The sequence below is a fragment of the Tenacibaculum lutimaris genome, from assembly GCF_003610735.1.
Taxonomy (GTDB): Bacteria; Bacteroidota; Bacteroidia; order Flavobacteriales; family Flavobacteriaceae; genus Polaribacter; species Polaribacter lutimaris.
Genome location: NZ_RAQM01000013.1, coordinates 16979 through 37505, shown reverse-complemented (window position 1 = coordinate 37505; position 20527 = coordinate 16979). Strand labels below are relative to the sequence as shown.

The 20527-nt window shown below is 30.6% G+C and carries 22 protein-coding genes and 2 tRNA genes; 7 read left to right on the top strand and 17 right to left on the bottom strand.

Annotation, left to right across the window (positions count from 1 at the left end):
* Positions 1–57: 57 nt before the first annotated feature.
* The 3 genes from C8N26_RS12925 to C8N26_RS12915 form a co-directional block, all read right to left on the bottom strand.
* Positions 58–131 (bottom strand) — tRNA-Thr (locus C8N26_RS12925).
* A 151-nt stretch (positions 132–282) separates the two neighbouring features.
* A tRNA-Pro gene (locus C8N26_RS12920) sits at positions 283–357 on the bottom strand.
* A 147-nt stretch (positions 358–504) separates the two neighbouring features.
* Positions 505–735, bottom strand: coding sequence for a hypothetical protein (locus C8N26_RS12915; RefSeq protein WP_028892791.1), 231 nt, complete (start codon positions 733–735; stop codon positions 505–507).
* Between the two features lie 361 nt (positions 736–1096).
* On the opposite strand from C8N26_RS12915, the gene C8N26_RS12910 reads away from it, so the two are divergent.
* Positions 1097–1705 (top strand): DUF1684 domain-containing protein, encoded by a 609-nt coding sequence (locus C8N26_RS12910; protein ID WP_120187620.1) that lies wholly within the window; start codon positions 1097–1099, stop codon positions 1703–1705.
* Between the two features lie 34 nt (positions 1706–1739).
* Here the strand turns inward: C8N26_RS12910 and C8N26_RS12905 are convergent, their stop codons facing one another.
* From C8N26_RS12905 to C8N26_RS12890, 4 genes are all read right to left on the bottom strand, one after another.
* Positions 1740–2444 carry a crotonase/enoyl-CoA hydratase family protein gene (locus C8N26_RS12905; RefSeq protein WP_120187619.1) on the bottom strand — a complete coding sequence of 235 codons (705 nt, stop codon included), beginning with the start codon at positions 2442–2444 and terminating at the stop codon, positions 1740–1742.
* Between the two features lie 70 nt (positions 2445–2514).
* On the bottom strand, positions 2515–2907 hold the full coding sequence (crcB, locus tag C8N26_RS12900; protein WP_120187618.1) for a fluoride efflux transporter CrcB: 393 nt from the start codon (positions 2905–2907) through the stop codon (positions 2515–2517).
* 139 nt (positions 2908–3046) lie between these two features.
* Positions 3047–4018, bottom strand: a complete 972-nt coding sequence (locus C8N26_RS12895) for a DoxX family protein (protein WP_120187617.1) — start codon at positions 4016–4018, stop codon at positions 3047–3049.
* An 18-nt stretch (positions 4019–4036) separates the two neighbouring features.
* The gene (locus tag C8N26_RS12890; protein ID WP_120187616.1) at positions 4037–4582 is read right to left on the bottom strand and encodes a DUF1599 domain-containing protein; all 546 of its coding nucleotides are present in this window, start codon (positions 4580–4582) and stop codon (positions 4037–4039) included.
* An 80-nt stretch (positions 4583–4662) separates the two neighbouring features.
* On the opposite strand from C8N26_RS12890, the gene folP reads away from it, so the two are divergent.
* Positions 4663–5481, top strand: coding sequence for a dihydropteroate synthase (gene folP, locus C8N26_RS12885; RefSeq protein WP_120187615.1), 819 nt, complete (start codon positions 4663–4665; stop codon positions 5479–5481).
* A 61-nt stretch (positions 5482–5542) separates the two neighbouring features.
* On the top strand, positions 5543–6325 hold the full coding sequence (gene cdaA / locus C8N26_RS12880; RefSeq protein WP_120187614.1) for a diadenylate cyclase CdaA: 783 nt from the start codon (positions 5543–5545) through the stop codon (positions 6323–6325).
* A gap of 54 nt (positions 6326–6379) precedes the next feature.
* Here the strand turns inward: cdaA and C8N26_RS12875 are convergent, their stop codons facing one another.
* The 3 genes from C8N26_RS12875 to truA form a co-directional block, all read right to left on the bottom strand.
* Entirely contained in the window at positions 6380–6847 is a 468-nt protein-coding gene (locus C8N26_RS12875) for a hypothetical protein (RefSeq protein WP_051435924.1), read from the bottom strand.
* A gap of 69 nt (positions 6848–6916) precedes the next feature.
* Positions 6917–8683, bottom strand: coding sequence for an ABC transporter ATP-binding protein (locus C8N26_RS12870; RefSeq protein ID WP_120187613.1), 1767 nt, complete (start codon positions 8681–8683; stop codon positions 6917–6919).
* Entirely contained in the window at positions 8683–9417 is a 735-nt protein-coding gene (gene truA / locus C8N26_RS12865; protein ID WP_120187612.1) for a tRNA pseudouridine(38-40) synthase TruA, read from the bottom strand. Before truA ends, C8N26_RS12870 begins: the two co-directional genes overlap by 1 nt.
* Positions 9418–9698: 281 nt before the next feature.
* Here truA and C8N26_RS12860 point away from each other — a divergent pair, with 281 nt between their 5' ends.
* Entirely contained in the window at positions 9699–10196 is a 498-nt protein-coding gene (locus C8N26_RS12860; protein WP_120187611.1) for a metallophosphoesterase family protein, read from the top strand.
* Here C8N26_RS12860 and C8N26_RS12855 read toward each other — a convergent pair.
* The 4 genes from C8N26_RS12855 to C8N26_RS12840 form a co-directional block, all read right to left on the bottom strand.
* On the bottom strand, positions 10179–11975 hold the full coding sequence (locus C8N26_RS12855; RefSeq protein ID WP_120187610.1) for a tetratricopeptide repeat-containing sensor histidine kinase: 1797 nt from the start codon (positions 11973–11975) through the stop codon (positions 10179–10181). The two genes, C8N26_RS12860 and C8N26_RS12855, sit on opposite strands and share 18 nt — an antisense overlap.
* Before the next feature lie 14 nt (positions 11976–11989).
* Positions 11990–12670, bottom strand: a complete 681-nt coding sequence (locus C8N26_RS12850) for a hypothetical protein (protein WP_120187609.1) — start codon at positions 12668–12670, stop codon at positions 11990–11992.
* Between the two features lie 270 nt (positions 12671–12940).
* The gene (locus C8N26_RS12845; RefSeq protein WP_028892803.1) at positions 12941–13594 is read right to left on the bottom strand and encodes a response regulator; all 654 of its coding nucleotides are present in this window, start codon (positions 13592–13594) and stop codon (positions 12941–12943) included.
* A 217-nt stretch (positions 13595–13811) separates the two neighbouring features.
* Positions 13812–14249: a DUF4293 domain-containing protein gene (locus tag C8N26_RS12840; protein WP_120187608.1), complete on the bottom strand. Its 438-nt coding sequence runs from the start codon at positions 14247–14249 to the stop codon at positions 13812–13814.
* A 201-nt stretch (positions 14250–14450) separates the two neighbouring features.
* On the opposite strand from C8N26_RS12840, the gene rho reads away from it, so the two are divergent.
* Positions 14451–16064 carry a transcription termination factor Rho gene (gene rho / locus C8N26_RS12835; RefSeq protein ID WP_120187607.1) on the top strand — a complete coding sequence of 538 codons (1614 nt, stop codon included), beginning with the start codon at positions 14451–14453 and terminating at the stop codon, positions 16062–16064.
* Positions 16065–16109: 45 nt separating this feature from the next.
* Here the strand turns inward: rho and C8N26_RS12830 are convergent, their stop codons facing one another.
* The 3 genes from C8N26_RS12830 to C8N26_RS12815 all read right to left on the bottom strand — a co-directional run bounded on the left by C8N26_RS12830 (position 16110) and on the right by C8N26_RS12815 (position 17891).
* The gene (locus tag C8N26_RS12830) at positions 16110–16658 is read right to left on the bottom strand and encodes a 5-formyltetrahydrofolate cyclo-ligase (protein ID WP_120187606.1); all 549 of its coding nucleotides are present in this window, start codon (positions 16656–16658) and stop codon (positions 16110–16112) included.
* A 6-nt stretch (positions 16659–16664) separates the two neighbouring features.
* The gene (locus C8N26_RS12825; protein ID WP_120187605.1) at positions 16665–17030 is read right to left on the bottom strand and encodes an MmcQ/YjbR family DNA-binding protein; all 366 of its coding nucleotides are present in this window, start codon (positions 17028–17030) and stop codon (positions 16665–16667) included.
* A 249-nt stretch (positions 17031–17279) separates the two neighbouring features.
* Positions 17280–17891, bottom strand: coding sequence for a DUF4230 domain-containing protein (locus C8N26_RS12815; RefSeq protein WP_120187604.1), 612 nt, complete (start codon positions 17889–17891; stop codon positions 17280–17282).
* A 111-nt stretch (positions 17892–18002) separates the two neighbouring features.
* Between C8N26_RS12815 and C8N26_RS12810 the strand changes: the two genes are divergently transcribed.
* Both C8N26_RS12810 and C8N26_RS12805 read left to right on the top strand, forming a co-directional pair.
* Positions 18003–19100 carry a sensor histidine kinase gene (locus tag C8N26_RS12810; protein ID WP_028892810.1) on the top strand — a complete coding sequence of 366 codons (1098 nt, stop codon included), beginning with the start codon at positions 18003–18005 and terminating at the stop codon, positions 19098–19100.
* 5 nt (positions 19101–19105) lie between these two features.
* Positions 19106–20431 carry a sigma-54-dependent transcriptional regulator gene (locus tag C8N26_RS12805; RefSeq protein WP_120187603.1) on the top strand — a complete coding sequence of 442 codons (1326 nt, stop codon included), beginning with the start codon at positions 19106–19108 and terminating at the stop codon, positions 20429–20431.
* The last annotated feature ends 96 nt before the right edge of the window (positions 20432–20527 follow it).

Genomic DNA, 20527 nt, shown 5'->3' with positions numbered 1-20527 from the left:
TTAGTAAAATAAGCGCATAAAAAAAGCGCTAACTTTTGTTAGCGCTTTTGACTTTTGAGCCGATGGAGGGACTCGAACCCACGACCTGCTGATTACAAATCAGCTGCTCTAGCCAGCTGAGCTACATCGGCGTTTTCCTTTAAAGCGTGGCAAATATATAACGTTTTTTGATACTGCAAAAACTTTTTTTATTTTTTAGGTGACTTTTTTTTGATGTTTTTTTTAAGTGTTTGAAAGTTAGTTTGTTTTGGGGTAAAAAAAAGTGAAGAAAAAAATAAGAAGTCGGGATGAGTGGATTCGAACCACCGATCTCTGGTCCCCCAGACCAGCACTTTAACCGGACTAAGCTACATCCCGATGAGTACAAATATATTTAAAAAGAAAAAGTTCTAAGTAAATTTACTTAGAACTTTATCAAGAATAAATATTATAATGAGAGTAGTAGTTAATATAACTACAATTCTTATGTATATATTGTTAACGCGTTAAAACACTGTTTATTGTTTAGGCAGTTAAAGGTTTACCTTTTAAACGTTTTTCAATTCGTTGTTTTACAGCTGTTAAACGTTTCATGATGTCCATTAACGTAGTGTCTTTTGTTTTTTTGTATACCTCGTTAATCTCTAAAATTAGAGCTTTTGCTTCTCTAGCAGCTAAAATTCTATCGCTAGTAGTCACAAATTTGAATTTTCTGTTTTCAAACTCTTCTGCCTTATTGATTAATTCTGATTTCATAAAATCTACCAATTTTAATTTAAAATTTTCTTTTAGGTTTGTCTGGTAATTGATTTGGTTAAAAAAATAACCCCTAAAATAACTGGGGCGACAAATTTAGAAGAAACTTTATGTTTACTATAGGTAAACTTATCAATTTACTTTATAGGTTTATAAATTTTTCTTATAGAGCCCAAAAATCTTTTTATATCAATTATAGACATAATCTATAAAGATAAATATAGTAGTTTTTATTTGTTATGTCAAATTATTAGCAGAATATTAACAATTTTTGACTATTCATTTAATGATTTGTTAAGGAATTGTAGTGTTTTAGTGAGAATACAGTATTTTTGTTTATGTTAGAAAAAATAATTACAAAATGAAAAAAATAATTTTAATAGTTTTTGCTTTTGTGTTTTTGTCATGCAAGAGTCAGGGAAAAAGAGCAGTTTTAGGAGAGTCTGATTTCCAGATAGAAATGAATACCAAATTTAAAGATGCTTCAAAATCACCTTTAACAAAAAAAGGATTAAAAGAGTTTAAAGGGTTAGATTTTTTTCCGATTGATGATGAATATACTGTAAATGCTAAATTGGAGTTATTACCAGATGCGCCTGTTTTTAATTTTCCTACAACAACAGATAGAGTAGTATTGTATAGAAAATATGGAGTGTTATCTTTTTCTATAGATGGAAAAGATTTTGAGCTAGCTATTTATCAAGATATAAACCCTGACCCTGAATATATTAATCATTTATTTTTACCATTTTTAGATAACACGAATGGTAACACTTCTTATAAAGGAGGACGTTATATAGATGTATACACCACAGATATAAAGAAAGACGGAACCGTTATAATTGACTTTAATAAAGCGTATAACCCGTATTGTGCGTACAGCGATCGTTATTCGTGTCCTATTACTCCTCAAGAGAATTATTTAGACATAGAAATTAAAGCTGGAGTAATGGCTTATAAAAAACCGTAATCAATAAAAAAAATCCTGCAAGCGCAGGATTTTTTTATTTTGAAGGAGGGGTTAACCCTTCTTTAGTGTCTTGTTCAATAGCTTTAGCTAGTAAATCTAAATAGGGTTTTCTAACCTTTAATTTTGTTTCTTTATGTGCTTTTTTGTTTAGCTTGGTAAACATTTCAGCAATTTTAAAAGCGGTGGGTAGTAAGTGTTCTTGTGGAACGATTTTATCTAAAAATCCTGCAGTAACAGCTTCTTTCGGATTGTATATTTCCGAACAACTTACGCTTCTCTCAAAATAAATAGGAGAAAGACGAGCTTTAGCAATTTCGATACCTGCATTGTGCATGGTCATTCCAATCATAACCTCGTTCAATCCAATTTTAAAATCTCCTTCAATACCTAATCTGTAATCTACAGAAAGAAGTAAAAAAGCACCCTTAGCAACAGCGTGTCCTGAACAAGCAGCAATTATAGGGTAAGGAAAAGATAACATTCTGTGCGATAATTGCGAACCTTTGGTAACTAATTCTAAAGCAGAATCAGCAGACTGTGTCATGCTTTTCAAGTCGTAACCAGCAGAGAAAATTCCTGGTAGCCCAGTTAAGATTACTGGTTTTTCTTCTTTTTCGGCGTTATCAAAGGCAGTATTTAAAGCGTCAATTACTTCATGAGAAATTGCATTGGCTTTACCGTTTGTAATTGTTATCATTACATGGTTATCTGCCGAGGTGTATTGTATAATTTCGTTCATTTGTTAAGTGAATTTTTTTGATGATTGAGGGTTGTTTTTTAGAGTAATTCTTCAATTTAAATGTTTTTAATTAAAGATTTTGTGGGTTTCCCCAAAGGTAACTTACTAAGAAAATTCCTGCAAAAACAGCCAAAAAACCAATAATAAAACTAGCAATAGTGTATAGAGCAAAACTGCTAAAATCACCTGATTTTAAGAAGACATGGTTTTCGTAAGCAAAGGTTGAAAAAGTGGTAAAACCACCACAAAAACCAGTAGCTAATAATAAAGTGTGGTTTTGTGTTAAAGTTTGGTTTTTAGCAGCTAATCCTAAAATAATTCCGATAAGTAGGCTTCCTAAAATGTTAGCAGTAAAAGTTCCGTAAGGAATTCCTGTTTGTGAGCTGTTTAATGCTTTTCCAATGATGTATCGTAATACGCTTCCTATTCCGCCGCCTAAAAAAACTAATAAAAATTGTTTCACAAAAATATTTCTAAATTAAAGCTTGATAATAACCTGTAAGAGAACTTTAAAGTAGTTCTAATCGGTTTTCTGTATGTGCTAAAATAAGAAAACCTCACAAATTTGTGAGGTTTTGCTTATATATAAATTATGTAGCGGTTTATAGTTCTACATCATCAGCGTCTGTCCAGTTCCACTTTCCAGTAATTATTCCATTTTTAACAGTTAAGATACCAGGGTTGGCTCTGATAACAGTTTTTAAGGCAGTTTCATCACAGAATCCGAAAGTGTATGGTAGCCCATATTTTTGTTGGGTAGCTGCTAAATCTTCAATATAAGAAGCAGTTAATACATAAACTTCATAACCTTGTTCGCTAGCTTGTTTTGCTACTTCTGAAACTTTTGAAATTCCTTCTTCCTCAGTTTTATCAAAATTAGACATAACGATTAGCATTGCTTTTTCTTTAGCTAGCATTTCTTCTAATTTATCGCCTTCGTCAGTTTCAATCATAAAATCATGAATAGGAGGGATGTCATCGCTTCCTTCTTGGTACTTCATTCCTTCAGCAATATCAGTTCCTACAGAATAAGCCCTGAAATCAATAATCGGTAAGTGTTGTAGTACGTAATACGTTACTAGAAGTGATAAAAAAACTGAAGTGAAAGTTGTTATGGAAGCAATTTTACTAGAAATGAAAGGTTTTATGTGTTTAACTCCTAAAATTAGGATTATAATAAATACCATAAACACAACATTTTTGTAAAACGTTTCTTTTGGTGTAAGTTTTAAAGCATCTCCAAAGCAACCACAATCAGTAACCTTGTTATAAGTGTAAGAATACCAAGTTAAAAATAAAAATATAAGGTTAATACCAAATAAACTCCAAACGGTGAATTTTGCTTTGTAACCAACTAAAAGCATAATACCTAAAACTAATTCGGTAACAATTAAAAGGATAGAAAAAGGTAAAGCAAATGGTATTAAGAACTCTAAGTTTAGTACACCAGCACTAAAATATTCTTCAAACTTGTATTGAGATCCAATAGGGTCTACCAATTTTACAAATCCAGAATAGATAAATAGTAATCCTACTAGTACTCTTGAAATATGAGTCAATAATTTTAAAATCATATTAGGGGTTGTTTTAGGTTAATTTTCTGATTCAGAAAGGTGAATCATGGCAAAAATAGCATAATTAATCATATCTTGATAATTAGCATCAATTCCTTCAGAAACTAAAGTTTTACCTTGATTGTCTTCAATTTGTTTTACACGAAGTAGTTTTTGTAGAATTAAATCAGTTAGCGATGAAACTCTCATGTCTCTCCATGCTTCACCATAGTCGTGGTTTTTATTTTCCATTAACTCTTTGGTGATTTTTATGTGTTTGTTATATAATTCAGTTGCTTGATCTGTAGTTAAATCAGGTTGTTCAACAACGCCTAATTCTATTTGAATTAATGCCATTACAGAATAATTGATAATGCCAATAAACTCTGATTTTTCTCCTTCATCAACTTTTCGTTCAGTATTTTCTTGTAATTGACGAATGCGTTGTGCTTTAATAAATATTTGATCGGTTAGTGATGGGAGTCTTAAAATCCTCCAAGCACTACCATAATCGCTCATTTTTTTGATAAATAAACTTTTACATTCTTCAACTACAGTATCATACTGTTTTGAGGTGTCTTGCATCTTTCCTATTTAAAAGTATTCGACCAAAAATAGTAAATATTACAAGCTTTTCATTTATTTTTACTTAGAAATTTAGTGTAATGACAATTAATTGTAAAGGAACCTTGGTAGATTTAACGACACCTAAGGTTATGGGGATTTTAAATGTAACTCCTGATTCTTTTTTTGATGGAGGAAAGTATAAAAATAAACATGATTTTTTAACTCAAACAGAAAAGATGTTGAATGAAGGAGCTACTTTTATTGATGTTGGAGCGTATTCTTCAAGACCGGGAGCGAAGCATATTTCTGAAGAAGAAGAATTGCAAAGAATGTTGCCTGTGGTTGAGTTGTTGGTGAAAAACTTTCCTGAAATTTTTATTTCAATTGATTCCTTTAGGAGCAGGGTAGTAGAAGAGTCTATTAATGCCGGAGCTGCAATAATAAATGATATTTCTGGAGGAAAGATGGATGAGAGAATGTTTGAAACTGTGGCAAAATTGCAAGTACCGTATATAATGATGCACATGCAAGGTACACCACAAAATATGCAGCAAAATCCGCAGTATGAAAATGTAGTTACTGAAGTAATTTCTTTTTTTGCAGAACAGCTTTTTAAACTTCGTCAATTAAAAGTAAATGATGTAATTATTGATGTAGGTTTTGGTTTTGGAAAAACTGTTGATCAAAATTATGAATTGCTTAAAAACTTATCATTATTTAAAAATTTAGATGCTCCTATTTTAACAGGAGTTTCAAGAAAATCGATGTTGTATAAAATATTAGGGACTTCGGCTCAAGAAGCTTTAAATGCAACTACGGTAGCCAACACTATCGCTTTGTTAAACGGAACGCATATTTTAAGAGTACATGATGTAAAAGAAGCAGTTGAGGCTGTAACGATTGTAAATCAGTTATAATAAAATGCTTACATTTACTTGTTTAGATTATTTTAAACATTAAAAAACTTCAAGAAAATTAATGAACCTAGATTTTATCGACTTTTCGTTTTTGGATGTGCTAGATATTTTTTTAGTAGCTATGCTACTTTTTTATATCTATAAATTATTAAAAGGAACGGTAGCAATTAATATTGTAGTTGGAATAGCTTTTATCTTTTTAATATGGAAAGTTACTCAAGCTCTAAACATGGAGATGTTAAGTGGTATTTTGGGGTATTTACTTTCAGGAGGGGTAATCGCGCTGATTATTGTATTTCAACAAGAAATCAGGAAGTTTTTATTAATGATAGGAACTACCAATTTTTCTGCTAAAAGAGGTTTTTTAAATCAATTAAAATTTTTAAAATCTGAGATTCATTCAGAAATAGATATAGAAACTATATTAAGAGCTTGCACTAACTTGTCTAGAACGCAAACAGGAGCATTATTAGTAATAGAAAAAACAAATAATCTTGATTTTTTAGTGAATACTGGTGATAAAATGAATGCTTTAGTAAATGAAGCTATAATTGAAAGTATTTTTTATAAGAATAGTCCGCTACATGATGGAGCGACAATTATTAGAGATAACTACATTATTGCAACTCGCGTGATTTTACCAGTTTCTGACAGTGCAAAAATACCTGCACGTTTTGGTTTACGTCATCGTGCTGCGATTGGAGTTTCTGAAAAAACAGATGCAATTTGTTTGCTGGTCTCAGAAGAAACAGGTGAAATTTCGTATATTAAAGATGGAGAGTTTGTATTGTATAAATCACTCGAAGAACTTCATAAAAAACTAGAAAAAGATGTAATGGCATAAATAAAAAAGCTCGCAAATTGCGAGCCTTTTTTTATTGTATTCCGTGTCAAAAAATTATTGAGCAGGAGCCATTTTAGATTGAATAGCAGTCATAACGCTATTGAATTTTTCAGCAGCAGCTTCATCTAAGTTAGCAACGATCTCTTTAGCTTGAGTAGCTAATTCAACACCTTTTTTAGCTAATTCAGTATTTTTAACAACATCACCTTTAGCTTCGATATAATCTTTAGCGTATTGAGAATAAGTTTGTAAATACTCACCTACTTTAGGATCTTCAAATTCAGGAATTTCGATACCTTCAATTGCAGATTTTACTGCTTCAGCAGCCTCTTCTGTTGCTTCAGTAGCAGCTTCAGTAGTTTCTTCTACTGCTTTAGTAGCAGCGTCTGTAGCTTCTTCAGTAGCATTTTCTACAGCTTCAACAGCATCTTTAGTAGCGTCTTTAGCATCTTCTTTAGTGTTTTTACAAGAGGTAGCTAATAAAGCACCAACTACAAATACTGATAAAATTACTTTTTTCATCGTTTATTGATTTTTAGTTTTTAGATTGAATAACAAATGTAATATTTTGATTGATGTAAACAAATTTATTTACATCACTGTTTCACTATTAAACTGTTTTTCATACAAATTCTTATAATAACCCTCATGTTTTTTTAATAATTCTGTATGATTTCCTTTTTCAACTATACGACCTTTATCCATAACTATAATAATATCAGCCTTTTTAATGGTTGCTAAACGGTGTGCAATTACTATTGAAGTTCTGTTTTTTGTAATCTCATCAGTAGCATATTGGATCATTTGTTCAGAGTGGGCATCAACAGAAGAAGTAGCTTCATCTAAAATTAAGATACTTGGGTTGCTAACATAGGCACGTAAAAAAGCAATTAATTGACGTTGACCAGACGAAAGCATACCTCCGCGTTCTTTTACGTTGTAGTGATAGTTATTAGGTAAACTCATAATAAAGTCATGAATCCCTATTTGTTTAGCTGCTTTTTGAACTTGATCTAAAGAGATGTTTTCGTTTCGTAGGGTAATGTTATTTAAAATAGTGTCTGAAAATAAAAAGACATCTTGTAATACTACGGCTACTTTTTGTCGTAAAGAAGAAATCTCATAATCTTGAACAGGAATATTATCAATAGCAATAACTCCGCTATCAATTTCATAAAAACGACTAATAAGGTTTATAATAGTTGATTTACCAGCGCCTGTAGCACCAACAATAGCTACGGTTTGCCCTTTTTCTACATTAAAGCTGATTCCTTTTAAAATTTCTTCTCCTTTTATATAACTAAAATGTACATTTTTAAAACTGATATTTCCTTTAACGTTTTCTGCTATAATAGTTCCGTTTTTATCTATTGAACTGTCTGTGTCAATTACGTTAAAAACACGTTCACCAGCAACAATTCCCATTTGTAATTGATTGAATTTGTCTGCTATTTGTCGTAACGGTCTAAAAAGCATTTGAGCCATTTTTATAAAACCGATAATAGCACCTAGGCTAACAGTACTATCTTCTATAACTTGTAGTCCACCATACCAAACAATTAATCCGATAGCTATTGAAGAAAGTATTTCTGCAATAGGAAAGAAAATAGAGTAGTACCAAACAGTTTTAATATGTGCCTTTTTGTGTTTATTGTTAATGTCAATAAAGTTTTTGTACTCAATTTGTTCTCTATTAAAAAGCTGCACAATTTTCATTCCTGTAACTCTTTCTTGCACAAAACTATTAAGATTAGCTACTTGATTACGTACATCTTGAAAGGTAGATTTTATGGCAATTTGAAATAATTTAGTAGCATAAATTAGCACAGGTAAGGTAGCAAGAGCAATTAAAGCAAGCTGCCAGTTTTTATAAAACATTACAGCTATTACAATAAGCATTAATAAAATATCACTTACTATCATAAAAACCCCCTGGGTGAAAAAGTTTGAAATGGTTTCTATGTCAGAAACTACCCGAGTTACTAGTTTACCTACAGATGAGTTGTCAAAATAACTCATTTTAAATTCTAGAATTTTTCTAAAAGTTTTGGCTCTTATATCTCTTATGATATGTTGTCCTACCCAATTGGCATTATAAATAAAGCTAAACTGAAATAGGACTTGAATTAATAAAACAATGATCATGGCTATTGTAAAATACAATAGTGTTGTCGCGTTTTTAGTTGTTGTAAAATCATCGATTGCAGTCATTAAAATTACAGGGGTAAGAACTGAAAACCCTGCTAATAATACTGTTGAAGCCGCAGCAACGATAAAACGTAGGCGGTATTTTTTTGCAAAACTCATTAGTCGTGCAAAAATTTTAATATCAAATGCTTTTCCTGTTGCTTTACTCACTATATATAGTCGTATGTTACTGCTGTTAAAAATAAACCTTTTGCTGGAGCTGAAGCACCAGCTTTACTTCTGTTTTTACTTTCAATAATTTTTTTAAAATCATCAATAGTAATTTTTTCAAGGCCAACATCAATTAATGTGCCTACTATGGCGCGAACCATGTTTCTTAAAAAACGATTAGCACTAATATGAAAAGTAAGTTCGTTACCTTTTTTTATCCACTCAGCATTGGTTACTGTGCAATTAAATGTGTTAACATCTGTTTTTACTTTTGAGAAACACTCAAAATCTTCGTATTCATATAAAATAGCAGCAGCTTTATTCATCAACTCAATGTTTAATTGTTGATGATGCAACTGCCAACTAGTTTCTAGTAAAAACGGATTTCTACCTAACCATATTTTATACTCATAGTTTCTACTATTAGCATCAAAACGAGCATGAGCATCTTTGTGCACCAGTAAGGTGTTAAATATTACCACGTCATCGGGTAAAATAGCATTGAGTTTGTAAGTGAAATCATCATTTAAAGGTGATGTAACATCAAAATGAGCAAACATTTGCGAAGCGTGCACACCTGCATCTGTTCTACCAGCACCAACAATGTTGATTTCTTGTCGTAAAATAGTGCTAATAGCCTTGTTTATTACTTCTTGAACCGAAATTGCATGTGGTTGTATCTGCCAACCATGATAATTTTTTCCGTTGTATGCTAACTGAATAAAGTACCTCAAATATGTAAAAATTTTAAAGAGCTAAATTATGAAATTCTGACTTGAAAAGTTAAATACTAAAGATTAAATAATGTTTTTGAGTTTTATTAACATATGTTAATAGATTGTTTGGACACTTGTCTTAATTTTGTTCCCTTCGAAAATACAATAATGAAGTCCCTCATAAATTTCATTATCTAAATAATAGTGAATTCCCCTTTCATTAATTACCCCTTATTCTAAAGAATCCATAATGTTTAATTATGGATTTTTTTAGTTTGTAATTCATTAGTTTTGTCTTGATGAAGAAAATTTTGCTCCTTTCAGATACACATAGTTTTATTGATGCTCAAATTTTAAAGTTTGTAAAGCAAGCGGATGAAGTTTGGCATGCAGGTGATATTGGTGATTTGCACGTTACTGATATGATAAAAGATATTAAACCACTAAGGGCAGTTTATGGAAATATCGATGATAATAATGCTAGAGCAGAGTTCCCGCTAGATAATAGATTTTTAATTGAGGGGGTGTCAGTTTGGATTACACATATTGGAGGGTATCCTAATAAATATAATTATAGAGTTCAGGAAGAATTAAAAAGAAACCCTCCTAAATTATTTATTTGTGGACATTCGCATATTTTAAAAGTTCAGTATGATGAAAAACTGAATTTACTTCACCTAAACCCTGGAGCAGCGGGAAAACATGGTTTCCATAAGGTTAGAACGATGCTTCGCTTTGAAATAGATAAAGGAGAAATAAAAAAAATGGAAATAATTGAACTAGCTAACAGAAGTTAATTTAAAGTTTTTTTGTTGTTTTAAAATAGGTACAGAAATATAAATAGAAGTTCCAATATTTTCTTTTGAATTAATAGTTAATTTCCCACTCATGATGTGAATTCTTGCCTCAATTTGATTTAGACCAATACCATCTGAAAAAGAAGAAGATGAGGTAGAAAAACCTACCCCATCATCTTTAACGAGAACGGTTAGTTGATCCTCTTCCTCTTTCAATATTATTTCGGCATGTTGAGCTTTACTATGCTTTAAAATGTTGTTAATAAGTTCCTGAATAACATTAAATATTTTTATTTCAAATTCTTGATTATATCGATTGATATTTTGAGCAGAAACTTCAAACTTAAGTTGGCTATTAGAATATTTCTTAGTAACGTCTTTAATAGCGTATTCTAATCCAAACTTTAATAAGATAGACGATACTAGGTTGTGTGATAAGTCTCTTACTTTTTGCGAGGCCTCAGAAATGATAGCTTGAGTTTTATCAATTTCTTGAGGAGTATCCCCATTGAATTGTTTCTTGGTAGCTGTTAAATGCATGTTAGCAGAAGATAGTAAAGCGCTAACATTATCGTGTAGTATTTCTGCTATGAGTTTGCGTTCGGTCTCCTTCCCATCTATTGTAGCGTTTAATATTTTTATTTGTGCTTCAGATTTTAATTTTTCAATGCTTTGTTGCTGAATAAGTTTGCTTTCAGATAGTTTGAGGTGAAGGTTTTTTTGACGTAATTTATAGTTGTAGATGATTACTCCTGAAACAATTAAAACTAAGAAACTCAGAGTTCCAAAAAGCAACGAAGTTTTGGCTTCTTGAGCTTCCTCTAATTTACGTTGTTCTTTAATTAAGTTTGCTTTTTCTTTTTGAATGTCTACTTTATGTTGAACATAAATTTGTTCCATCACAGCTCTAAATTCTTTATCTCTTAAACTATCTTTAATGATGTAAGATTTTTCTTGGTAATCATAAGCTTTATAATCTTTTTCAAGGTATAATATATATGCTATGTTTAAATATAAATCTTTTTTAAACTTTATGGCTTTGTAATTATCATTCTTTTCAATTAACCTAATACCCTCAAAGTATGTCTGTTTTGCTTTTAGGTAGTTTTTTTCTAAAAGGTAAATACTAGCTAAATTATTTAAAGAAGAAGCTTCAGATACTTTGTTGTTTGTTTTTTGATGTATTTCAATTGCTTTTTCAGTATAGTTTTTAGCTGTTTTAAAATCGGACTTATCAATGTATATACCAGCAAGGTTATTATAAGATTTGGCTCTAATAGATTGAATTTTGGGGTTTAGGGAGTTTATAGAAGCTATTTTATTATAAAAGTATTCAGCGCTGTCTATTTTTTTTATTAGCTGGTATTTAGTTCCTAAACCTAAAAGGATTTCAGCATAATCAAAACTTAAGTTTATTGAGTTTAGTTTATCTATGTTTTTTTTTGAGTCTATTGTTTGTAAGGCCTTTTTAAAATGATAAATGGCTTTTTCATTATTATTAAAACTAGAGAATATTTTAGCAATAAGTATATGAGAAGAAGTTATATATTCATTATGTTCTTGATTTTTAACATGTTCAAGGAATTTTAGAGTTTCTTGAAGAGCCTTTGCATAATCTTCACTTTTATAAAGCTTGTAGCAATAATTATATTTAGACTTCAAAATAGAGTCTTTATCTTTTTGAAAGTACACTTCTTCTTTTTCTTTAACGGATTCATTAGGGTAAAAGAAGAGGTGTGAAAAAGAAAAAATAAAAATAATAGAAAGCTTATAAGCCATTTGATAAAAATTATTTAGAGAATAGTAGGGTCGTCAAGAATTATAATAGGCCTTGTAGTGACTAGGCTTTCAATACTTTCTCCTTTGTTTAACAGTTGTTTATGGTTAACAAAATTAATGTTTAAAGTTTTACTAGAGTTTTTTTCTAGTTGTCTAGAAAATATTTTTTGTTGAGTTTCTCCATTTGACAAATGTACTTCATAAGTTTCTATATTTTCATTGTAAACAAAATCAGTAATTACATTATCATTAACTGTAAAGTTTAATTGATATGTTCCATCTCCATTTGCTGTAATGCTATAAGAATTTAAAAACTCGGTGACTCCTTTTGCGAAGGTGATATTATCGTCTTCAACATATATTTTAGTTGTTCTCCCTCTGTTAGCTTCTAAAAAACCGATTTTTAACTGATCGTTTTCTATTGAGAAATCATTACTATGTTTAGTGGCTGTTTTTTGAGCAACCTCAGCTAATATAATTTCTTTTGAATTATCTGCATTAGTTACAGTGGTCACATCTGTATTATTAGTTGTGTTAAAATCAATAGAGTAAGCACCAGTAGCGTCTCTTTTAAGAGTATACGATTGTAATAAGTTTTCAGGAGTACCTTCAACCACCTCTGTTTCGTTTGATGAACAAGATGCAAATAAAAAACTTAAACTTAAAGCAAGGAAATAAGGAGTGATTTTTTTCATGACTAAATTTATAAATTATACTATTTTATGTTAATGTTTTATAAAATAGCGATGTACTTAGGATAGGTATTAAGAGACGGGGGATCATATCTCTTAGGGGATATAAAAGAAAACAAAATGAAGGGGTTTTCTATACTATGTTTAATAACGCGTACATCGCTATTGTTTTCATTTGTAGTAGTTGTTAAGCGATGTATGATAATGTATAGACTCGGGGGGCTTCTTCTTAATCTGGGGGACTAAAGAAAAATTGAAGGGTTGATAATATCTTTACACTATTTTGTTTCTCACAGCATACATCGCTAAACCTACTACGTTTTTTACTTTTAATTTTTTATATAAATTACTTCTATATGTTTCTACTGTTTTTAAGCTAACATTTAATTTTTCGGCAATCTCATAAGAGCTTTTTTCTTCCGCAATTAATTTTAATACAGCAATTTCTCGCTCTGTTAAATCTTCTTGGATAAATTTTGGCTCTTCAATTTCTTTTGCATCTGTAGCATATAAGTCTAATAGTTTTACTTTTATGTCTTCACTAATGTATTGTATGCCGTTGTGAACAACTTTTATGGCATCAATTATTTGTTCATTAGCACGACTTTTATCTACAAAACCATTAGCTCCTAATGCTATCATTTCTTGTACAAGTTTAGGGTCGCTTAAACTAGAGAGTATGATAGTTTTAACTTTTGTGTTACGCTTTTTAAACGTTTTTAAAACTTCTATACCATCCATTTCTGGCATGTTAATGTCTAAAACTAATACATCAGCTGTATTGTTTGAGGACCAATTAACGACTTGCCTTCCTGTTAAAGAGAATCCTTCAACTTCAATGTCATCTTCAGTATTTAATAAAGCAATGACTCCGTCTATTAATATCTTGTGGTCATCTGCTATGTGAACTTTAATCTTGTAATTCATGGTCGTTTACAGTTACAAATCTATAGTATAAAACAAGTGTGTGCAATACACAGTATCCCTATTTGTTTCATTTTGAATATAGGGATAACCCTGAGTTTTCTTTAACATTTCTTTAACATTTTAGTTTAAAGGCTAAGTAAATACAGAGTTTTTCAAAAATAAAAAACCGAGATTTAAATCTCGGTTTTTTCGCACTAAATATACTAAGATGTTAGGCTTATCGTAATCTATCAACAGATTTTACAAGATCTTCATCCTTCTTAATGGCTCTATTTGCTAAAAATAAAAGCAAAATAACAATGACAGGAAAGAACATCCCAATACCTTTCTCAGAAACCGAAGCTTCTCCAGATAACGTTTGTGATAAATATATCAATATTCCTAATAAAAAAAGGTTTATCAATATGTTTAAGCGATTAATTACAAATTGTAACTGACGATTATTAAATAAAAAGATAGCTACAATTGATATTAATGCGGAAGAAAAAAATAATACAGGAATTGATTTTTCAAGTAAAGAATTGCTCGAAAATAAATCTAGAATAAATACTGGTAAGTTTGCATTAGAAGTACTCCAAAGGTTAACTAATAGAGTTAAGCCTCCAGAAATAATTCCAGCAACTAATAAGTATATAGATTGTATTCTTTGTATCATAATTTTTTATCGGGAAGCAAATGTAATACTTCTTTTTTTAAAAAGAAATATTAGAAGTTAAAATATTTGTATATATTTGCCTTGTATGTAACCGCACAAGATTATTATATAGCCCCTATATAATTAGCACTCAAAACAAAACTTAATACAAAATCAATTCTTTACACACAGAGAATTTTAAGTAACTTAACTATTTAACGAATGTTCGAAATTTCGGAATTAAAAACTAAAAAATTAGCTGATTTACAGGTTATTGCCAAAACTATAGGATTAACTAAGTTTAGTCAGTTAAAGAAATTAGATTTAGTATATAAAATTTTAGATGCGCAAGCCGAAGCAAGTGCTAATGAAGCTAAGCCAAAGGCAGAAAAACCTAAAAGAAAAAGAATAGCTAAAGATGATGCCCCTAGAGATACTTCAAAGCAACAGCAAGATAATAATCCTGTAAAAAAGGTAGAGGCTAAAGAAGAGGTAGAAAAGACTGAGACTGTAGTTAATAACCCCGTAAAAAAGGTTGAAGACAAAAAACAGTATCCACAAAGTCAGTCTAATGAGGATAAAAAACAACAGCAACCTCAAAAACAACATACTAAAAACCAAAATAGAGGTAATAAGAGTAATAAGAACCAAAATCAAAATCAAAATACATCTAAACAGCATCATAAAAGTGGAAACAAGTATCGTGATCCTGATTTTGAATTTGATGGAATTATTGAAAGTGAAGGTGTGTTAGAAATGATGCCTGACGGATATGGTTTCTTACGTTCTTCTGACTATAACTATTTATCATCACCTGATGATATTTACGTATCTCAATCTCAAATTAAATTATTTGGGTTAAAAACAGGAGATACTGTTCGTGGTAATGTACGTCCACCAAAAGAAGGTGAAAAATACTTTCCGTTAATTAGAGTATCAAAAATCAATGGATTAAATCCGAATATAGTAAGAGATAGAGTGTCTTTTGAACATTTAACTCCACTTTTTGCTGATGAAAAATTCAACTTAGCAGAAAAAGGAAGTTCTCTTTCTACAAGAATCATCGATTTGTTTTCTCCAATAGGTAAAGGACAACGTGGTATGATTGTAGCACAGCCTAAAACAGGTAAAACAATGTTGTTAAAGGATGTAGCTAATGCAATAGCAGCAAATCATCCAGAAGTTTATCAAATTGTTTTATTAATTGATGAGCGTCCTGAAGAAGTTACCGATATGCAACGTAGTGTGCGTGGTGAAGTTGTAGCGTCTACTTTTGATGAGCCAGCTGATAAACATGTTCGTGTAGCTAATATTGTTTTAGAAAAAGCAAAACGTTTAGTAGAATGTGGACACGATGTTGTGATTTTGTTAGATTCAATTACTCGTTTAGCAAGAGCCTATAACACAGTTGCTCCTGCATCTGGTAAAATTTTATCAGGAGGTATCGATGCGAATGCATTACATAAACCAAAACGTTTCTTTGGTGCAGCTCGTAACATTGAAAATGGTGGTTCGTTAACTATTATTGCTACTGCACTTACCGAAACTGGTTCGAAAATGGATGAAGTTATCTTTGAAGAATTCAAAGGAACAGGTAACATGGAGTTACAATTAGAACGTAATATTGCCAATCGTAGAATTTATCCTGCTATTGATTTAATTAAATCGAGTACACGTCGTGATGATTTATTATTAGATGAAAAGACAGTACAACGTATGTGGGTATTACGTAAGTATTTAGCAGATATGAACCCTATTGAAGCAATGGAGTTTATTCAAGACAGAATTAAAAGATCATTAAATAACGATGAGTTCCTAATTTCAATGAATGGATAATCGTTAGTTATATAAAATAAAAAATCCCGCTAAGAGCGGGATTTTTTATTTTGGATATATCACAGAATTTAGTGGGACATCAAATTCATGGGTATCTTTTATCTTTTTGATAGGAGAAAAGAAGTTGAGTCCGATAGTTTGAGTGTCTTCTCTACATTCTGATAAAAATCGATCATAAAACCCTTTACCGTAACCAACTCGATAGTTTTCCTCATCAGAAATTAACATAGGTACAAAAACCAAGTCGATATCTTTTACATTTGCTTCTTCTGCATTAACTGGTTCAGGTACTCCAAATTTATTGAGTTCTAATTGTGTGTCTTTGTCGAAATAGAAATGAGAAAGGGTGTCATCTTCAAAATTACAGCGACTTACAATAATTCTTTTTCCTTTTTCTCTAAAGAAATTGATAATTGGAAGTGTGTCTATTTCATTAAACTTTCGCATGGATAAAAACAAATGTACAGTACTAATATTATCAGTTTCTAACTCGAATATTTGTTGGTAAATACTCTCTTGTAATTTTTCTTTTTCAGTTATTGTAAGAGCATTTCTTTTTTGTTTATATAGTTTTCTAAGTTCTGATTTCAGCATGTTTAATTACATTGATTTTAGTTCTTCTTGCAGTTTTTTTGTTAGTCCTTTCACTATAAGTTCGTAGGAATGATCAATTAGCTCATAAGCAAAAGTATCAGAAACATCATTGTTTAAAGTAACTGTATTCCAATGTTTCTTACTCATGTGAAATCCTGGATTAATACTTTCATACTCAGCTCTTAATTCTAAAGCACGTTCAGGATCACATTTTAAATTAACCTTAGGCTCTTGTTGTTCCCAACTATCTAAACCCGATAAAGCGAACATTTTATTCATTACTTTAAAAACTAATACATTATCATCAAAAGGGAAGTGTTCAGTTACACCTTTTTTTTGTAAGCAATATTCTCGGTAATTTTCTATGTGCATTAGTTAATAGTTTTTTTAGTTAAAAAAACTTTAAAAAGAAATATAATCGATATCACTGCTAAAAGAAATAAGAAATATTTTCCTAAATACATGAAAATCAAAATTCCTAAACCCCTTGTTGAATAAACTCGATCTAGTTTATCTGAAAAGTTTTCAATAATTTTTGCATTTTCTATCCAAAAATATAATAGCCATGAAATTAAAGAAAGCAATGTCAGTTTTAAGGTCTTAGAATAATTCATATATAATTTAATTAATCAAATTTTGTTCAACTTCAGGTATTTCTAAAGCAGAATAATCTAGTTTCCATCCAATAGTTTCCACTAAATTTTGCATTAAAGTAACAGCTTCTAAAGCTTCTTTGTTGGCGGTTTGCATTAAGTTGCTTTCAGGTATTTTTTGAAGAATATGTTCTTTCGCTTCCTTGTTTACTTCGGTTAAATCTTCTGAATTAAACTTGTTAAGTAATCCGTTTTGAATATCATAAAAACGTAAGTTAGGTTCTATCGAAAAAACTTCAGGTTGCGGAAATTCAGAAAGAACTAATACTTTCTTCTTAGTATCCGTATGCATTTTTATTTTCCTGAAATCAAAACCAATATGTACTTTGGCATTGATTAAAATAATGGCTTTTTTCTTGCTAGTAACAAGTCCTAAAAACTTCTCTTTGGTGTTTTCGTGATGATAAATCTCAGCAAACTCTCCTTCAACAGTAATTAATTTAGATACTTTCTTAATTTTATCTAACAATACTACTGATTGTTTTTCGGTTAAATTTTTTCTTTTTACTGAGGTGAATTTTTTAAAAATGTAATAGGAGATGATAGCGCCTCCTGCTAAACCTAAAAATAGTAATTCCATAACAACGAATTTACATAAAAAGAATTAGTGTTGAATGTCTCTTGGGTAGTAATTTTGTATTTTTATACGGCTATTGTTTTATAGTTGTTTTAATAAAATCTTAAAAAATAGATGAGAGTATCCAGTACTACAGAAGCAGAATTACACGAACGTATTAAAGAGTTAACATGTCTTTATAAAGTAACTTCTTTAATAATAAGTGCAGATCTTGAGCAGATAGATATTACTTTAAAAGCAATAGCCTATAGTTTAAAAAAAGCACTTCAATTTCCTGAAAATACGGAGGTGGTTATTGAAATAGAAGGTGATGTTATAGAAGATAAGAAGGTAGAGGGTAGTATTTGTATTATTTCGAGTAATATTCCTGTGTTTAATTTACCAAAAGGTAAAATCGAGGCTTATATCAAAGGAAAAGAGTTTAAAGAAAATTTATATTTAAAAGAAGAGCAAGAATTATTTGATTCGGTAGCTATAAAAATTGGGGGACTTTTAGAACGAATAGAGATAAAGAAAAATGAGCTATCGATGAGGCGTAAGATGGAGCACGCAGATCGATTATCTATTTTAGGAGAATTAACAGCAGGTATAGCTCATGAATTAAATACCCCTTTGGCTAATATTTTAGGTTTTTCAGAATTGTTGAAAGCAGATTTAAAAGGAAATAACAAGGCATTAGAAGATGTAGAAAAAATTATTCAAAGCGCTATTTTCTCTAGAGAGGTAGTTAAAAAGTTAATGTATTTTGCTTGTGAAATGCCAAATGAAATGAAACAAGTAAATATAGTTCCTAGTATAAAAGATGCTATAGATTTATTAGACGCTACATTTAGAAAACATGGAGTTAAGTATATTGTAAAAGTTGAAGATGAAGAATTGTTATTACGAGCAGATACAGTACAATTAACACAAATAATTTTTAACCTTACAATAAATGCAATTTATTTTTCGCCTAAAAACGGGTTGGTTGTTATAGAAACATTTCAAACAGATAAAGAAGTAGTTCTTAGAATTTCTGATGAAGGGAAAGGACTTACACAAGAAGCTCTAGAAAAAGTATTTCAACCTTTCTTTACTACAAAGCCAACGGGAGAAGGCACTGGTTTAGGCTTGAGTGTTGTGCATGGAATTGTATCAAGTCATAAAGGAACCATAACAGCTAAAAATGGCATCGAAAAAGGTGCTATCTTTGAAGTGAGGTTACCAAAATAGAAGAAATGCAACTAAAAAAAGAAAATATACTTATAGTAGATGATGATATTCATATTCTAGAATTGTTGCACAGGCATTTACAATCTTGGAATTACCACACCTATAAGGCTGTTTCAGTGAAAGAAGCAGTGGCGATTTTAAGAGATACATCAATAGATTTATTAATTACTGATTTAAAAATGCCAGAGGTAGATGGTTTCGAACTTGTAAAGTTTGTTTCTGAACATTATCCTAAATTGCCTAAACTTATTGTAACAGGATATCCTTCTGTACAAGACTCTCTTGAAGCGATTAAATCTGGAGTGGTAGCTTATTTAACTAAGCCTTTTACAAAAAGTGAGTTAAAAGATGCGATGGATGATGCTCTTAAAAAATCGAAAACAGTACAAGATTCTAATACACAAAAAAAAGAACACAAAGATTTTTATGGAGACATGATAGGAGCTTCTGAAAAAATTAATGAAATATTTCAGATTATCGATCGTGTTAAAAATAACAAAGCAACTGTTTCTGTTAGGGGAGAAAGCGGGACAGGTAAAGAGCTGGTGGCTCGCGCAATACATTATGAAGGGAAGTTTTCAAAAGAACCTTATATAGCAGTGAATTGCGGGGCAATTCCAGAGAACTTGTTAGAGTCTGAATTGTTTGGGTATGTAAAAGGAGCTTTTACAGGAGCAGATAAAAATAGAGATGGTTTTTTTCAGGCGGCAAATGGGGGAACTATTTTTTTAGATGAAATAGGGAATGCCTCATTAAATGTACAGGCTAAATTGTTAAGAGCACTTCAGGAAAAAGAGGTGGTAAAAGTAGGGGCGCAAAAAGCCGAGAAAGTTGATGTTAGGATCATTGCAGCAACAAATAATAATTTAAAAGAAATGATTCAAGAAGGTTCTTTCAGAGAAGACTTGTTTTATAGGTTAACAGTAGTTGAGATAGAAGTACCTCCATTAAGAGAACGAAAAGAAGATATTTCAATGTTGGCAGAAAAGTTTCTTTTTAAATATGGAGTTGAGTATAAGGATAGATTTGTAAAAATGAGTCCGAAAGCCCTAGATGTTTTAATGCGTTATGATTGGCCAGGTAATATTAGAGAGTTAGAAAACATTATACAGCGTGCGGTAATTATGTGTGATAGAGTGGTAGAGGTAGAGCATTTGCCAGATTCATTAAAATATAACGTTAATTTTTCTGAAGAAGGATTAATTTCGTTGAAAGAGATGGAGAAACGACATATACAACATGTTTTAAATGCCACTAATAATAATAAAACACAGGCAGCTAAAATTCTTCAAATTGATCGAAAAACTTTACGAGAAAAACTCAAAGAATAAGAAGTTAACTTCATGGAGATTTTTTACTCACCCGAGGAAAAATTCCCCAGTATAAATTTTATCATAAATTTCATCGAACATCTCAATCCCTTTATT

What these genes read in the sequence shown, in the direction of transcription:
- C8N26_RS12915 (WP_028892791.1), bottom strand. Translation starts at nt 735, where the DNA reads ATGAAATCAGAATTAATCAATAAGGCAGAAGAGTTTGAAAACAGAAAA.
- C8N26_RS12910 (WP_120187620.1), top strand. Translation starts at nt 1,097, where the DNA reads ATGAAAAAAATAATTTTAATAGTTTTTGCTTTTGTGTTTTTGTCATGC.
- C8N26_RS12905 (WP_120187619.1), bottom strand. Translation starts at nt 2,444, where the DNA reads ATGAACGAAATTATACAATACACCTCGGCAGATAACCATGTAATGATA.
- C8N26_RS12895 (WP_120187617.1), bottom strand. Translation starts at nt 4,018, where the DNA reads ATGATTTTAAAATTATTGACTCATATTTCAAGAGTACTAGTAGGATTA.
- C8N26_RS12890 (WP_120187616.1), bottom strand. Translation starts at nt 4,582, where the DNA reads ATGCAAGACACCTCAAAACAGTATGATACTGTAGTTGAAGAATGTAAA.
- folP (WP_120187615.1), top strand. Translation starts at nt 4,663, where the DNA reads ATGACAATTAATTGTAAAGGAACCTTGGTAGATTTAACGACACCTAAG.
- cdaA (WP_120187614.1), top strand. Translation starts at nt 5,543, where the DNA reads ATGAACCTAGATTTTATCGACTTTTCGTTTTTGGATGTGCTAGATATT.
- C8N26_RS12875 (WP_051435924.1), bottom strand. Translation starts at nt 6,847, where the DNA reads ATGAAAAAAGTAATTTTATCAGTATTTGTAGTTGGTGCTTTATTAGCT.
- C8N26_RS12860 (WP_120187611.1), top strand. Translation starts at nt 9,699, where the DNA reads ATGAAGAAAATTTTGCTCCTTTCAGATACACATAGTTTTATTGATGCT.
- C8N26_RS12855 (WP_120187610.1), bottom strand. Translation starts at nt 11,975, where the DNA reads ATGGCTTATAAGCTTTCTATTATTTTTATTTTTTCTTTTTCACACCTC.
- C8N26_RS12850 (WP_120187609.1), bottom strand. Translation starts at nt 12,670, where the DNA reads ATGAAAAAAATCACTCCTTATTTCCTTGCTTTAAGTTTAAGTTTTTTA.
- C8N26_RS12845 (WP_028892803.1), bottom strand. Translation starts at nt 13,594, where the DNA reads ATGAATTACAAGATTAAAGTTCACATAGCAGATGACCACAAGATATTA.
- C8N26_RS12840 (WP_120187608.1), bottom strand. Translation starts at nt 14,249, where the DNA reads ATGATACAAAGAATACAATCTATATACTTATTAGTTGCTGGAATTATT.
- rho (WP_120187607.1), top strand. Translation starts at nt 14,451, where the DNA reads ATGTTCGAAATTTCGGAATTAAAAACTAAAAAATTAGCTGATTTACAG.
- C8N26_RS12830 (WP_120187606.1), bottom strand. Translation starts at nt 16,658, where the DNA reads ATGCTGAAATCAGAACTTAGAAAACTATATAAACAAAAAAGAAATGCT.
- C8N26_RS12825 (WP_120187605.1), bottom strand. Translation starts at nt 17,030, where the DNA reads ATGCACATAGAAAATTACCGAGAATATTGCTTACAAAAAAAAGGTGTA.
- C8N26_RS12815 (WP_120187604.1), bottom strand. Translation starts at nt 17,891, where the DNA reads ATGGAATTACTATTTTTAGGTTTAGCAGGAGGCGCTATCATCTCCTAT.
- C8N26_RS12810 (WP_028892810.1), top strand. Translation starts at nt 18,003, where the DNA reads ATGAGAGTATCCAGTACTACAGAAGCAGAATTACACGAACGTATTAAA.
- C8N26_RS12805 (WP_120187603.1), top strand. Translation starts at nt 19,106, where the DNA reads ATGCAACTAAAAAAAGAAAATATACTTATAGTAGATGATGATATTCAT.